This is a genomic window from Proteiniclasticum ruminis (assembly GCF_900115135.1).
Lineage (GTDB): Bacteria > Bacillota > Clostridia > Clostridiales > Clostridiaceae > Proteiniclasticum > Proteiniclasticum ruminis_A.
The window spans coordinates 1-13530 of record NZ_FOVK01000011.1 but is presented as its reverse complement, the minus strand read 5'-3'; the positions used below and the strand labels follow the sequence as shown (position 1 = coordinate 13530).

Below are 13530 nucleotides of genomic sequence, written 5' to 3'. Positions count from 1 at the left end.
AAGTGAAGAAAGAAGGATGATTTCATGTTCACCATTAAAAAGGCCTCCGTATCCGATGCAAAAGACTTGGGGCTGATTCATGCCCTTTCGTGGAAAAAAGCCTATGAAGGCATCGTACCAAAAGAAATCCTCGATAAGATCACACCAGAGAAACGAGCCCAGTTCTTTAAGAAAGCCCTGACGCTCAAGTGGGAAGAGGATTATCTGCTTACAGTAGACGATCTTCCTGCAGGTCTTCTCTGCCTTGGAAAAGCAAGAGATGAGGACTGCAAGGACACTGCCGGTGAAATCTGGGGAATTTATCTTCATCCTGACTTCTACGGACAAGGCTATGGAAGAGTTCTCCTTGAATTTGGACTATCGGAGCTTCAAAAAAGAGGCTACAAGAGCGTACTTCTCTGGGTACTGAAGGACAATATCCACGCAATTCAGTTCTATGAGCATATAGGCTTCTGCAAAGAAGGTGCTGAAAAGGACCTCTTCATCGGAAAACCACTAACTGAAGCCCGATATAGTATGGATTTATAACCCCAAAGGGAAACGGACCTCCACTTCACAAAGAAGCAGGAAGGTCCGTTTAGGGAAACAGTATATTTAACAAAGGGTAGGGGTATGACTACCCTTGTATGGGAGCTAATTGCTTAGCTTGATAACATTGTAGCATAGAAACTAATATTTGTTAATTAACAAACTTAAGAAGTCGATATTGTACCAAAACTGTACACTTTCACCAATTATCTTCCATTTCTTCATCCTATTCTCTCCTTAGTTGATGCCCATTTTCTTCAGCTTCTGATAGAGGGTATTTCTGCCTATTTCCAGTTCTTTCGCCATATTGCTGATGTTCCAGTTGCACCGTTTTCCAGTCTCCAGAATGGCATACTTTTCATAGTCCTCCAAAGTCTTCAGTCGGCAGGACATGGCGGCCATGGTCTGTTTGTCTCTCATTTCCTGATAACGGGTCATGAAAATCTCCAGCACATCTTTGAAAAGCAGATCTGCAGTGCACTCCTCGTGGAGGCATCCGTCTGATGCATATACTATGCCCACAACACCAATTGGTTTCTTATGTCCCATGACAGGCAGCGCCAAGAGACTCTCATCCTTGCTTAAATGTATTTTTTTATGTTTGCCGGATTTCAGCACATCCTTCATCGCAATGCTCAGTTCTGGATGCAGCCGGATAAACTCCTCCACCTTGCTTCTTCCAGTTTTGTCATTTTTCAGGTCTTCTTTGGACTCACAAAAGATGGCATTCAGCTTCCTATCGAACACTGCCAGGCTTTCAAGACAGGTAATCTCTTTCAGATCCATGGATATATAGCACATGAGATTCACCATTTCCTGAAGTTTCTGAAGATCATCTGATCCTTCCAAGTATTCTCTTGCATTCACCATGTTACACCACCCCTTCTCTTTGATAATATATTAACATGTTCTGTTTATCAAGGAAGAATCCTTATCCTTTTGGGGATTTCAGGATTTCGTGATAATGTCCTCTCTTTCCTGAAGAAGTGGTGAAAATTCTCTACTTTTCTTTTGAATTAAGCTATAATGAAAAGAAGTCAAAAAAGATATAAAGGAGTAGATGGATAATGAAAAAAGGCGAAGTCATCAAAAGTGGCATCACCATGGGCACAGGCCTTGCCATGGTCATCAGCTGGAGTCTCAATCAGTCGGTGCTTTGGGCCATCATACATGGGCTTCTCAGCTGGGTGTATGTCGTTTATTATCTGCTGTTTCTAAACTGAAGAAGAGGTGTATGAATTGTTCGGAACTGTTGTTAATGCTTTTTCCATTCTCCTTGGCAGTATCGTGGGGATTGTATTCCATAAAAGAATCAATCAGGACATTGCCCACAGTCTGTTTAAAGTACTGGGACTCACGGTGATCTATCTTGGGATTGCTGGCCTTGTGAAGGTGGAGAACTCCATGGTCATCATCCTGTCCATGGCTCTTGGCACCCTCATTGGCGAAGTCATCAATATTGAAAAGAAACTGGAGCTTCTTACAGAAAAGATTGAGACCATCGTCAACCGCTACTACAGCGGAAAAATCAAAGACGGACTGCTCACAGCTTCTCTTCTTTTCTGCATCGGTTCCATGGCCATCATAGGAACCATAGAGAGTACCCTTTCAGGAAACCATAATACTCTTTATATGAAATCTATCCTGGATGGCATCACCTCGGTGATTTTTGCCTCTTCCATGGGTGTTGGTGTTCTATTTTCTGCTTTCTCCGTACTTCTATACCAGGGAAGCATCTCTCTTCTGGCCACCTTCATCCGGCCTTTGGTCATCGCAGTGCCCGAAACCATTCCCATGATATCGGGAGTCGGCAGCCTCATGATCATGGGTCTTGGGATCAATATGGTGTTCAATCTGAAACTGAAGATTTCCAATATGCTTCCAGCCATTCTGGTTCCCATTCTCTATGCAGTGGGACTCCTCGTTTGGAAGACTGTCATCACCCTGTAACACCAGAATAGCTCTCATACAAAAAGTGCCAGGAATGCTTACACTTCCTGGCACTTTTTGTTCTTTCCTTCTTATGGATTCACACTCTCCGTTGTCCCGATAAAGAGCGGCAGATTGCTTTGACGGTCCACAATCATATAGGCAAAAGGTCTGTCCAGATTGACAATCTTAGGCTCCATGGGTCCTGCAGACTCTGCCACCACTTCCACGGCTGTGACTGCTCCAGCCTTGGTTCCTCTTTCATTGACATCGATAAAGGTTTTATGGAGCACTCTGCTGATATAAAGATTTCCAATGGGCGATGTGCCTAAGGCTCTCAGATTGGCTAGATCTGCATCGAAGGCATCTTTGATCCCCATGGACTTGAACACCTCTGAAAGCTCCACTTTGTATTCCGTCTTAAACTTCGGCATCATGGTAAACACGGAAGTGGACTCCACAGTGCTCAGCAGTTCATAAAGGTCTTCCCCCGTAAGGCTAGTTACATAGTCTCCGATGGTCTGGTTCTCATCCTTTGGCAGAAGAGCAACAAAGACATACTCTCCCTCTGCATAGGGCTTCATGAAACCAACAGTATCCTCATTCTCCAGATAGAGGAATTCTTCATTCCGCATCATTTGCACCGTTTCTTCTACGCCAGAGCTGTTTTTGAAAATACCATCCTGAATCTGATCTTCTGAGTAGACGTCTTGCCATTCTCCCTCAAATGCCAGAGCATTGATGAGATACATCACGGCATCCTCTGGTATTTCATCGAGGATTTCAGGAATCATTTCCTTCGTCTTCTCCTTGACCCAGAGATTGATATCCTTTAATGTGGCTTCATCAAAAGGGGCGCGGTAGATGGAAGCATCATAATAGTTGGCATTGGTCTGAAGAAATTCTTCTTCCACATCAATGGCTCCCCCTTCTTTGAACCAGATGGAGTTTGCCACATGAATCTTCAGCTTCTCTTTGTCCGGCAGGCTCTTTCTATAGAGATAGAGCAAATTGTTGAGATCCTCCATCTTCATGCCGAAAACTTCTTCCATCTGGGTCCTGGTGTTCTCCAGAGCGCCATTTCCCGTCATGCCCATGGCTGAAAGGATGGAAACAGGTGAAAGCAGTGTGTTCTTTTCTTCCAGACTCTTCTGGAAAAGCAGTAAAGAAAAAGAAAGGGCCGCCTGAAGATCTTCATCACTATAGTTCTCAGGCACCTGGACCTCCTGTGAATCAATACCTTTCATCAGATCTTCTCCAGACACCTTCTTTGCACAAGAGGTGCTTGTCATAAGAAGCGCAAAAAGCAGCGCCACAGAAAGCAGTGTGATCCATCTGTTGGTTTTCATCTTCCTATCCCCCCAGTTCATCATTGTTCTGATGTTGACTTTCATTTCTACTTTTATCCTATCGCCGCACCCACTTTTTTGGGTAACAATTGAGCAACAGGTTGGAAACAAAAAAAATGTCAAACTCCTTGAGGAGCCTGACATTTTTAACACTATCCTTGATTTTTCACTTTATTCTGATCTTCCCTGTTCACAAGCACAATCCCGATGACAATGGAAATCAATGAGATCAGCACCTGAATCGTGATCTTCTCTTTCAGGAAAATCGCAGACAGGATGGATCCTGATACAGGAATCAGAAAGCGGAACATGGTGATTTCTCCTGGTTTGTTGTACTTTAGAAGGGTATACCATAACGTAAAGGCAACAGCTGATAACAGTGCAGAGTAGACAAGAAGTCCACCTGCCAGAGGAGTCATGGTCAGTGTATCATAGGTTCCGTTTAGTGATATGAGGAGCATCGCGGCTCCACCAAAGAGAAGCTGGTAGGCGGACAGCAGCATGGGATGGATGGTCCTTGCATAACTCTTCACCATGAAGCTCGAAAGAATGGCTGTGATGACGGAAAAGAACATAAACCCTTCTCCCATGAGCTTGAACCCTCCAGTGAGTCCTCCATCCAGATTCACCACCACTACGCCAATGAGGCCAAAGACAATACCCCAGATTTTATTTCTGTTCAGCCGATCATTCTTATAGATAAAATGTGCCAGAATGATGATGAGAAAATTCGACAGGGAACTGATGATGGCGCCTTTTGAGGCTGTGGTATTGGCTAGTCCAATATAGAAGAAAAAGTAGTTCAGTGAGGTCTGAATAAGGCCCAGAAGCAAGACACGGCCCAAGTCGCGAAGACTACGAAGCTTCATTTTATCCCGCATGGTTACAAATGCGTAACCAAGAAGAAGGACGCCTGCCAGAAAGAACCGGATTCCCGCAATGAGAATCTTTGAGTACAGATCGTCTCCAGCCATACTCATCTCGCTGTATGTGATCTTAAGCACCGGGAAAGCGCTTCCCCATAAAATCGATGCAATCACCGCAAAGGCTATGACAAAGGGCTTCCTCTCAAATATATTCTTTGTTTTTTCAACTGTATTCATTAATTAACCTCCAAATAAATCCATAAAGACTATTATACCCTGAAATCTCAGAATCTCCATATGAATCCGAAAAAATTAATGGCATCAAATTTAATTTTTGTGAAAATTAAACCCCCCAGAGGTATTTTCTTCCATTCTATGTTACAATAAAAAACAAGAATTTCTAAGTTCCTGAGGGACTTACAGGAGGTTATGATGAAAAAATACAGCTTTATCCTATGGATTCTGCTCTTAGCCCTGGTACTGGGCGGTGGATATTATTTTTTGGAGAATTTCGGAAAAAATGCGACGCCACAGGAAGTGGTGGATGGTGACAGCAGCGGTGAAAGTGAGGCCCCTTCCGAGCCATCCGAAACACCTTCTGCTGAGGAAACCCCTTCCGACACAGAAGAAACTCCAGTGGCACTGGATGCCATCGATAAGCTCAAAGTGAAGAAGCCATTTTCACCAGAATTCACCATTTATAATGGAGAGAATGAGGAAGTGACGCTGGCGGACTACAAAGGTAAGAAAGTGATCCTCAATTTCTGGGCCTCCTGGTGTCCTCCTTGTGTATTCGAGATGCCGGAGTTCCAAGCGCTCCATGAAGTGCTGGACCCGGAAGAAACAGTCCTTCTGGCTGTAAATCTCACAGATGGACAACGAGAAACGAAAGCCCTGGCAGATAAATTCATTGAAGAGAATGATCTGACCCTGAATGTGCTCTATGATACTACTGGGAGCGCCTTCTATGAGTTTAAAGTCTCCAGTATACCTCAGACTTTCATCATTGATGAGGAAGGTACTGTCCAATATGCCATCATGGGCATGACCGATAAAAAAACCTTGGATTCAATTCTGGAAAGGATGGAGTAAATGGATTTTGTAGTACTTGGTCTTCTCTTTTTTGAAGGCGTCCTGACTTTTATTTCCCCATGCATTCTGCCGATGTTCCCTGTTTTTCTCATGTATCTCAGCAATGAGAGCCAGAAGAAGGGAAAAGAGCTCCTTGTGAATATCCTGGGCTTTATTCTAGGATTCACCATCGTCTTTGTCACTCTAGGGGCCACCGCTACAGCCTTAGGAAGCCTCCTAAGCCAGAACCGAGTGCTTCTTCAGAGAATCGGCGGCATTGTGATCATCCTGTTTGGTCTCAACATGGGTGGATTTGTGAAGATTCCTTTCCTCAACTATCAAAGAGGTCTTCAGATGAAGAAAGAAGGCAGCGGGTTCTTCAGTGCCATGATCTTTGGTATTGTCTTCTCCTTTGGGTGGTCTCCCTGCCTTGGCACCTTCCTGGGAGCGGCACTGATCCTTGCAGCGGATGCAGGAACCCTGGGTCTTGGCATGTTCTACCTCTTTGTCTTCTCCATGGGACTTGGTCTGCCTTTTCTCATCACAGGCATACTCTTCTCCAAACTGGAACAGGCTTTCCATTTCATCAAAAAGCATTATACCCTCATCACTAAAATATCAGGCATCTTCCTGATTCTTGTGGGTGTGCTGATGGCTTTTGATCTTTTTGGTTACTACCAGAGATTCTTCAACTTCTAGAACTGTTGATCCGCATAGAAAAACCCGTCTGAGCAGAAACTCAGGCGGGTTTTTCAGCTGCTATTAATTCATGTCCACAATGCTGTCATAATTGACTTCCAGCGCCTCAAACTTTTCCAGCACAATATGTCCGGATTCATAGGTCTTGCCATCGATGGTCAGCATCACTTTGCTTACACCATAATAGTCTCCAATGGTATTGGCCAAAGACTGAAGAATCAGCCCTTCATAGCCAGCTCCCGCATTCATTTCCTGCAGGAATTCCTTGGTGAGATCCAGATACACTCTTCCATCCTGGTTGAGATACAGGTAATTCACCTTGGTGTTCTTTGTAAGCACTGGTACAGCTTCTTTGGGAAGCTCCTTATAGGCATTGATGATGAGGATCTTTGGGATGTCGTTGGTCGTAAAGGAAATTTCCTTTCTGTAAAGGAAAATCCTCTCGTCCTGAGCATTGGGGTAATAGAAATTGACAAATCTCTTTCGGATGGCGTTTCCTTCCATCTTGGTTAAGGTTGCACTGACCTCGTACTCTTTTCCCGTATCTGTGACTTTCACAAGTCCCATTCCTCTTACATAATACTCCACTCGTTTTTCTGATTCCTTCCCCTTTGTGACTCTCGTCACTTCCAGAGCTGTAAAAGTGCCAATCCCTGTCTTCACTTCCACATCCACACCCGTAACCGTTGCTGTCTGACCTTCACTGTCCCAGCTGGCGTCTAAAGTAAGGGGTTCTTTTAACAGAATCCTGTTTTCTTCAGGATCTTTATCCAGAAAGTTCTCTTTATAATAAGTTTCCGGTCTGCTGATGATTTCAACAAGCATACCGTCTTTCTTTTCCAGAACGCTGACGATTTCCGTACCACCATTATTTCTTCTTAACTGAATGCGGCTGCCATCCAGAAAATCCACATATTCATCGTAACCAGCAAACTCATTGCCCATCCCTTCATAAACGCGGTAGACATTCTCCTCAAAAGGATACAGTTCGTCCACGGTATAAGTGATCCCAGCCCCTTCCTCAGAAGGTGTCTCTACTTCTTCTGCCGGTGACTCCGGTTCCATCTCAGGTTCCCCTGGAGATTCTGCTGGAGCTTCCGGTGTCGCGGACTCCGGTGTTTCTATGTTACTTTTATTGCAGGCTGTTACCATCATGAGGACCACCATAAGCAGCGAAACCCACGTAAGCTTTTTCATTTGAAAAGCACTTCCTTCTCACACAATCTATTTGTTTTGTACTTAAATTCTACCTTTTAAAGCGTTCCACCGGGTTACATGAAGATGACAAGCCGGTGAAAAGAACATGACGAAAAAGGCTAGTCTTCTTCCCCAAAATACCGATGCACTTCAGGAATGTAATAAAGGGACCCCAGAGCGCAGATGATGTCGTCCGGTTCTGACTCATTTAGTGCACTGTCCACTGCTTCCTCTACAGTAGCGAAGCACTCTTTTCTCACATAGGAAACTTCTTCAAAATCAAACTCTTTTTTTCTTTTCTTCTTTTGAGATGCTGCCTTCGCTGCACTCTCTTCGTGGATTTCCTCTTCCACCTTGCGTATTTCTTCTGAAATCGCCTCTGCAGGAAGTGCTCTCACATTATTCACCGTAATGAGCTTGAAATTTTTGGCAAGAGGAAGCAGTTCACGGATCATCTCTCTGTACATCTTATCTTTTAATACACCAAGGATTATAGTGATTTTCTTCCCTCTATAGTACTTCATAAGATTGCTCTTCAGCACCTGGACTCCTTGAAGGTTATGAGCTCCATCAATGATTACGGTAGGTTCAATTTGCAGAATTTCAAAACGTCCCGGCCATTTCGCCACAGACAAGCCTCTTACAAGGCTCTCGTGAGGTACTCTAAACCCATGTTTCTCCAACGCATACAGCGCTTCTATGGCAACCAGCGCATTTTTTATCTGATGCTCCCCAAGAATAGACAGGCGGTACTCCTCTCCTTCATAGGAAAACTTCTGATAAAGCCCATCGAACTTCAGTACCCGGCTGTCTCTAAAGCTGACTTTATGCACCGGAATCTGAAGCTCTTCCGCTTTTTTCAGGATCACCTTTTCTGCTTCTTTCTTTTGAGGGTATAAAACAAGCTCACTGCCAGCCTTGAGAATCCCTGCCTTTTCCCCTGCAATCTCTTCCAGTGTGCTGCCGAGAATATCCATATGATCATAATCAATGGGTGTGATCACTGACACCAGCGGTGCTTCAATGACATTGGTGGAATCCAGTCTGCCGCCAAGCCCCACTTCCAGAATCACAAGATCACAGTTTTCCTCATAAAAGTACACCAGCCCCAATGCTGTGATGATCTCAAACTCTGTGGGACTTTGAAGTCCTGAAAGAACCATCTCCTCAATATTGTATTTGATGCGGGTCATGATTTCCGCCATTCGGTCCTCATCCATTTCCTCTTTGCCGATCCGGATCCGATCTGTAAACCGGAGAAAGGACGGAGAAGTATACATCCCCACTTTATAGCCTGCCTGGGTCAGAACACTCTGCATGAAGGCGCAAGTGGAGCCTTTTCCATTGGTGCCTGCCACGTGGATGAACTTCAGTTTCTTCTGAGGATTGCCCATCATTTCCAGGAGCTTGGCTATCCTCTCCAACCCAAGAATGCTGCCAAACTTCTGCGTATTCTCTATATAGCTTAAAGCTTCTTCATAATTCATGACACTTCTCTCCTCACATATCTTCTTCTCTATTATAGACAGAGAACTCTCCAAGAACAATGAAATCATGCATCTGCGGCATCTTTCCAGGTGTATTTTTGTCAACTTCACAAAATCGTAACATAAGGGACCGACTTAAAAGAAGAAGTTATTGTATACTAATTCTATAAGCAAAAGAACCCTATGAAAATCTGGAAAGGTGGCCATCATGGAAAAACAGAAGTGGAGTCTCTTTGTCTATATCGTCAACCATAAAAATGGAGCCCGAGTGGCGAAGCTTGCCAGCCGTTACGGAATATCTGACGCTGCCGTATTCATGGGGCATGGGACCATCGACAGCAGCATGCTGCAGTTCATTGGTGTATCGGATATCCGGAAGGAACTGGTCCTTTGTGTTTCAAAAGAGCAGGAGGGTCAGACTGTGATGGAAAAAATCGTAAAAGACCAGAGGCTGGATAAACCTAAAAACGGCATTGCCTTCACCTTGCCCATCAGGACCATCCGAAGCGCCTACCGTATAGAGCCTTTACTTGAGGAGGATCGTGACCACATGAAAAATTATGAAGCCATCTTTACCATAGTCGACCAGGGAAAAGGACAGAAGGTCATCGATACTGCCAAAGCGGCAGGTGCCTTCGGTGCGACGCTGATCAATGGAAAAGGCTCAGGCATCAAAGAAGAGAAGCTTCCCTTTTCCATGACTGTAGAGCCTCTGAAAGAGATCATCCTGATTCTTTCTCAGCACTGTCATACCGATGATATTGTCCACGCTGTGACGAAAGAGCTGGATCTTGAGAAACCAGGTCACGGAATTCTTTTTACGGTGGATGTCACCCGTACTGTAGGACTTTATGAAGGGGACTGCCAGAAGAAGTAGCACTCCTTCCTCCTGTTCGTTTATCCTGCTAAGCAGCCTCATACCTATCCACCATCTCTTCAAAAGGGGGGAGATTTTATGAAAAAACTTACTCAGCTGATGCTCCTTTGTCTGTCACTTTTCCTGTTTTCTGCCTGTTCTGATCAGAACCCGGATGATTTCTATGGCACCTACCGTTTTAAGAAAGCAGTTTATCTGTCTCCACTTTCCTCCAGCATGCTGGAAGTCTTTGACAGCACCATGGATGGAGCAGAAGTGACCATTGATAAGAATCTTTTCAAGATTCTCAGTAAAGAGTTCCTCGTAGAGCTTTCGGATCCTCAGTACATCTCTGTGGAAAAAGTTGATGATGAAATGTTCGAACTCTCAGAAAGCACTTTCCCCATGGAACAGCTGAAAGGAATCTATGCCGTTCGTGAGTCTTCTGGTGAAAAAACAAGCTGGTGGATCTATCATACAGACACGCAGCTCTGGATTGGTGAAACCATTCCCACCCCTGTGGGGAACAAAGATCATATCATGACGATTTTTGAGTTTGAGAAGTAGCATGATGATCAGCATACGTAAAAGGACTGCAAGGTCCTTTTTTTATGGAACCAGCTTCTGAAGAGAATCTGAAAAAGATCTAAAATATACACCTCTGTACAGAAAAAGAGCAATTCAACTGCTATAATAGTACTATCAGTAAAGTTTTAGGAGGAAAGTATGGGGAATTTTAAGCACCGCATTGTCTATCAGATATGGCCACGATCTTTCAAAGACAGCAATGGGGACGGGATTGGAGATCTTCAAGGCATCACCGGAAAGCTTGACTACATAAAAAGCCTTGGCGCAGATACCATCTGGCTTTCTCCCATTTATGCCACCGGAAATAAAGATTATGGCTATGACATTGATGATTACTATAAAATCAATCCGGAGTTCGGATCCATGGAGGACTTTGATGAACTGCTTCATCAAAGCAAAAACCTGGGCATTGATATCGTCATGGACCTTGTGGCAAATCACACCTCTGACCAGCATCCTTGGTTTCAGGAAGCTGTAAAAAGCAAAGACTCCCCTTATCGGAACTACTATATTTTCAAGCAAGGGAAACGAAATAAAAAAGGAGAGCTTCTGCCACCAAACAACTGGCTCAGTGCCTTCGGTGGCAGCGCCTGGCAGAAAGACCCGAACTCTGATGAGTTCTACCTGACTTTGTTCACCCCCAACCAATGTGATCTCAATTGGGAAAATGAGAAAGTCCGGGAAGGAATCTATGAGATCATGAGATTCTGGCTGGATAAAGGAATTCTTGGCTTCCGAATGGATGTCATCAATACCATCGCCAAGAAAGAAGGGCTCCCTCCAGCAGGTAAAGGAAAAAAACTGGACTTTCCCTTTGAACATATTGTCTCCTTGCCCAAATCCCATGAGTACGTGAAAGAGATGCACGAGAAGATACTCTCTCAGTATGAGGATGTGTTTACGGTAGGAGAAGGGATGGTCACAAGTCTTGAGGATCTCAACGCCTATACGAGACCCGAAGAGAAGAAGCTTCAGATGATGTTCCAGTTTGATGTGCACCTCATTGGATGCGGACCCTTGGGCAAGTTTGATTTCAGAAAAGGATACCGCTGGACACCAAAGGAACTGAAAGATCTCATCATCCGCTGGCAGATTGGTGTCGAAAAAGGCGGCGGATGGCTCGGAAACTTTTTGAGCAACCACGACCAGCCACGGCAGGTCTCAAGATTCGGCCATGACGGAGCTTTCAGGCGTAAGTCCGCCAAATCTCTGGCGATGCTGAACTTCACCTTAAGGGGTACCCCCTTCCTTTATCAGGGAGAAGAGATCGGCATGACCAACTGTCATCTGGAGGAAGAGGACTGGAGGGATTTCGAAGCCATCAATGACTTCAAAGTGCTGCAGGAGATGATGCATCTGCCAAAACCTCTGGCAAGAAAGGTGATCCAGAAGATGACAAGAGACCACGCACGTACCCCCATGCAATGGTCTGATGAAAAAAATGCAGGATTCACCACAGGTACACCGTGGATGAAAGTAAATCCCAACTGCAGCTATATTAATGTGGAAAAAGAGCTGAAAAGAGAAAACTCCATTCTCTCCTTCTATAAAAAACTCATAGAAATCCGAAAGAGTTCAGAAGTGCTAAGCACTGGGAGCTTTGTTCCTGTGGATATAGATAATAAGAAAGTGCTGTCTTACCTGAGACAACAAGGTGAAGAAACCTATCTCATCGTCATCAATCTGTCCGGTTCCCTGGCAGAAGCAAACCTCATGGATGTTTCTGCTTATAATTTCAAACCTGTGCTTTGCACCTATGATACTCTTCCCTTCATGCCTTCAATAAAGCTTCAGCCCTACGAGGGGAGACTTTATAAAGTATAAGACAAAAACCCTGCAGTTCCATGGTGTTGCCTGGAAACTGCAGGGTTTTCTGCCGTCATTCACAGTAGACGTTCTAATGGATCTTTGAGAAAACAATAGGAGCTGAACACCTTGTCAGCTCCCTTGAAAACCTATGTTTTATGCAGCTTTTTTGAAAATGGAAGGTTTCTTGAATCCACCTGAGTGCATCAGCTGAGGAAGAAATCCTACGATAATTCTTAATCCCATGATGATACCCAAAACCATGAGCTCATCTTTTGTATGGATAATAATGGTTTTCAGCACCTCTGCTGATAGTAGAAATTCCAAAGACATACCCAAGCCTTTTGAAAAATCTGTTTTGATCTGGTCGTCTTCTATATGCCGTGACAAAACACCTTTCAGATAAATTCCGAACGCTTTTGTTGCAGTAATCACAATTACAACAACACCCATGAACTCCAAAAGATAGATGACGACAGGTAAATAATGGTCGAAAAATGAAGCTAACATAATACACTCCCCTGTTATATGATACTAGCCTCATGATAATTGAGAGCCCTGCAAAAATCAACTTGTTTGTGAATTAATTATTACTTCTTCAAGCTTTCGTCAGTTTCTCAAAACAAAGGATAATAAACCCGTGTTTTATTCCCAAAGTCATTCTCACTTCTGACTCTATTTATCCGGAAAATACACATCTATGAAAAGTTTAAACTTGGGTCTGAAATGAATAATGGCGGAGCCGGTACTGTTTTTGATCCGAAGTTTGGAGGAATCTTTCTGACTGGAAAGGATCTCCAAGGAAAAGTCCCCCTTGACACTCCCACAGCTAAAGCAATGGGATTCTTGGGTGATTAAACGCCAGTCTGTTTCCAGTAGGCGAGTATGACCCCAAGCTGAGGGCATGCCATCGCCCCTCCTAAGACAGTACATTTAGTATCTTAGGCTGATAGACTTTTACTATCTATCACAGGTGCTTTAATGATATTCATTGCACCAACTCTATCTCTATGTGTTTTGAAACCACATGAGCATTTATATTTTCTATCCCTTGCCTTGTTTTTTTCTCCACACTCTGGGCAGATTTGACTGGTATATTCGGGGCCTACATACTCTACTTTTATGCCTGAAAGACCTGCTTTATACTCAATGTA

At 44.1% G+C, this 13530-nt stretch carries 15 protein-coding genes; 8 read left to right on the top strand and 7 right to left on the bottom strand.

Annotated features, from left to right (window positions below):
- Positions 1-24 precede the first annotated feature (24 nt).
- Positions 25-528: a GNAT family N-acetyltransferase gene (locus tag BM243_RS12275; protein ID WP_074912640.1), complete on the top strand. Its 504-nt coding sequence runs from the start codon at positions 25-27 to the stop codon at positions 526-528.
- A gap of 237 nt (positions 529-765) precedes the next feature.
- Here BM243_RS12275 and BM243_RS12270 read toward each other — a convergent pair whose 3' ends face one another.
- Positions 766-1398: a helix-turn-helix domain-containing protein gene (locus BM243_RS12270; protein ID WP_074912639.1), complete on the bottom strand. Its 633-nt coding sequence runs from the start codon at positions 1396-1398 to the stop codon at positions 766-768.
- Between the two features lie 197 nt (positions 1399-1595).
- Here BM243_RS12270 and BM243_RS15285 point away from each other — a divergent pair, with 197 nt between their 5' ends.
- Positions 1596-1751 carry a hypothetical protein gene (locus BM243_RS15285; protein ID WP_177213520.1) on the top strand — a complete coding sequence of 52 codons (156 nt, stop codon included), beginning with the start codon at positions 1596-1598 and terminating at the stop codon, positions 1749-1751.
- A gap of 16 nt (positions 1752-1767) precedes the next feature.
- Entirely contained in the window at positions 1768-2478 is a 711-nt protein-coding gene (locus tag BM243_RS12265; RefSeq protein WP_074912638.1) for a DUF554 domain-containing protein, read from the top strand.
- Between the two features lie 71 nt (positions 2479-2549).
- On the opposite strand, the gene BM243_RS12260 is transcribed toward BM243_RS12265, so the two are convergent.
- Positions 2550-3806, bottom strand: a complete 1257-nt coding sequence (locus BM243_RS12260; RefSeq protein WP_074912686.1) for a serpin family protein — start codon at positions 3804-3806, stop codon at positions 2550-2552.
- 152 nt (positions 3807-3958) lie between these two features.
- A complete protein-coding gene (locus BM243_RS12255; RefSeq protein WP_074912637.1) occupies positions 3959-4909 on the bottom strand; it encodes a DMT family transporter in 951 nt (316 codons plus the stop codon).
- A gap of 195 nt (positions 4910-5104) precedes the next feature.
- Here BM243_RS12255 and BM243_RS12250 point away from each other — a divergent pair, with 195 nt between their 5' ends.
- Positions 5105-5764 carry a TlpA family protein disulfide reductase gene (locus tag BM243_RS12250; protein WP_074912636.1) on the top strand — a complete coding sequence of 220 codons (660 nt, stop codon included), beginning with the start codon at positions 5105-5107 and terminating at the stop codon, positions 5762-5764.
- Positions 5765-6442, top strand: a complete 678-nt coding sequence (locus BM243_RS12245) for a cytochrome c biogenesis CcdA family protein (protein ID WP_074912635.1) — start codon at positions 5765-5767, stop codon at positions 6440-6442.
- 63 nt (positions 6443-6505) lie between these two features.
- Here BM243_RS12245 and BM243_RS12240 read toward each other — a convergent pair whose 3' ends face one another.
- Both BM243_RS12240 and BM243_RS12235 read right to left on the bottom strand, forming a co-directional pair.
- Complete coding sequence (locus BM243_RS12240; protein WP_074912634.1) at positions 6506-7639, bottom strand: GerMN domain-containing protein; 1134 nt, start codon at positions 7637-7639, stop codon at positions 6506-6508.
- Positions 7640-7758: 119 nt separating this feature from the next.
- Positions 7759-9126 (bottom strand): bifunctional folylpolyglutamate synthase/dihydrofolate synthase, encoded by a 1368-nt coding sequence (locus BM243_RS12235; protein ID WP_074912633.1) that lies wholly within the window; start codon positions 9124-9126, stop codon positions 7759-7761.
- Positions 9127-9334: 208 nt separating this feature from the next.
- On the opposite strand from BM243_RS12235, the gene BM243_RS12230 reads away from it, so the two are divergent.
- The 3 genes from BM243_RS12230 to BM243_RS12220 all read left to right on the top strand — a co-directional run bounded on the left by BM243_RS12230 (position 9335) and on the right by BM243_RS12220 (position 12394).
- Positions 9335-10003 (top strand): P-II family nitrogen regulator, encoded by a 669-nt coding sequence (locus tag BM243_RS12230; protein WP_074912632.1) that lies wholly within the window; start codon positions 9335-9337, stop codon positions 10001-10003.
- A gap of 78 nt (positions 10004-10081) precedes the next feature.
- Positions 10082-10549 (top strand): hypothetical protein, encoded by a 468-nt coding sequence (locus BM243_RS12225; protein WP_074912631.1) that lies wholly within the window; start codon positions 10082-10084, stop codon positions 10547-10549.
- 159 nt (positions 10550-10708) lie between these two features.
- A complete protein-coding gene (locus BM243_RS12220) occupies positions 10709-12394 on the top strand; it encodes a glycoside hydrolase family 13 protein (RefSeq protein WP_074912630.1) in 1686 nt (561 codons plus the stop codon).
- A 138-nt stretch (positions 12395-12532) separates the two neighbouring features.
- Here BM243_RS12220 and BM243_RS12215 read toward each other — a convergent pair whose 3' ends face one another.
- Positions 12533-12886 carry a DUF1622 domain-containing protein gene (locus BM243_RS12215; protein ID WP_051651453.1) on the bottom strand — a complete coding sequence of 118 codons (354 nt, stop codon included), beginning with the start codon at positions 12884-12886 and terminating at the stop codon, positions 12533-12535.
- 431 nt (positions 12887-13317) lie between these two features.
- A partial coding sequence (locus tag BM243_RS12210) for a zinc ribbon domain-containing protein (RefSeq protein WP_143093589.1) occupies positions 13318-13530 on the bottom strand: 213 nt, incomplete at its 5' end.

Bases quoted from the DNA above. Each gene is read 5' to 3' on its own strand.
- BM243_RS12275 (WP_074912640.1), top strand. From the start codon at position 25: ATGTTCACCATTAAAAAGGCCTCCGTATCCGATGCAAAAGACTTGGGG.
- BM243_RS12270 (WP_074912639.1), bottom strand. From the start codon at position 1,398: ATGGTGAATGCAAGAGAATACTTGGAAGGATCAGATGATCTTCAGAAA.
- BM243_RS15285 (WP_177213520.1), top strand. From the start codon at position 1,596: ATGAAAAAAGGCGAAGTCATCAAAAGTGGCATCACCATGGGCACAGGC.
- BM243_RS12260 (WP_074912686.1), bottom strand. From the start codon at position 3,806: ATGAAAACCAACAGATGGATCACACTGCTTTCTGTGGCGCTGCTTTTT.
- BM243_RS12255 (WP_074912637.1), bottom strand. From the start codon at position 4,909: ATGAATACAGTTGAAAAAACAAAGAATATATTTGAGAGGAAGCCCTTT.
- BM243_RS12250 (WP_074912636.1), top strand. From the start codon at position 5,105: ATGAAAAAATACAGCTTTATCCTATGGATTCTGCTCTTAGCCCTGGTA.
- BM243_RS12245 (WP_074912635.1), top strand. From the start codon at position 5,765: ATGGATTTTGTAGTACTTGGTCTTCTCTTTTTTGAAGGCGTCCTGACT.
- BM243_RS12240 (WP_074912634.1), bottom strand. From the start codon at position 7,639: ATGAAAAAGCTTACGTGGGTTTCGCTGCTTATGGTGGTCCTCATGATG.
- BM243_RS12235 (WP_074912633.1), bottom strand. From the start codon at position 9,126: ATGAATTATGAAGAAGCTTTAAGCTATATAGAGAATACGCAGAAGTTT.
- BM243_RS12230 (WP_074912632.1), top strand. From the start codon at position 9,335: ATGGAAAAACAGAAGTGGAGTCTCTTTGTCTATATCGTCAACCATAAA.
- BM243_RS12225 (WP_074912631.1), top strand. From the start codon at position 10,082: ATGAAAAAACTTACTCAGCTGATGCTCCTTTGTCTGTCACTTTTCCTG.
- BM243_RS12220 (WP_074912630.1), top strand. From the start codon at position 10,709: ATGGGGAATTTTAAGCACCGCATTGTCTATCAGATATGGCCACGATCT.
- BM243_RS12215 (WP_051651453.1), bottom strand. From the start codon at position 12,886: ATGTTAGCTTCATTTTTCGACCATTATTTACCTGTCGTCATCTATCTT.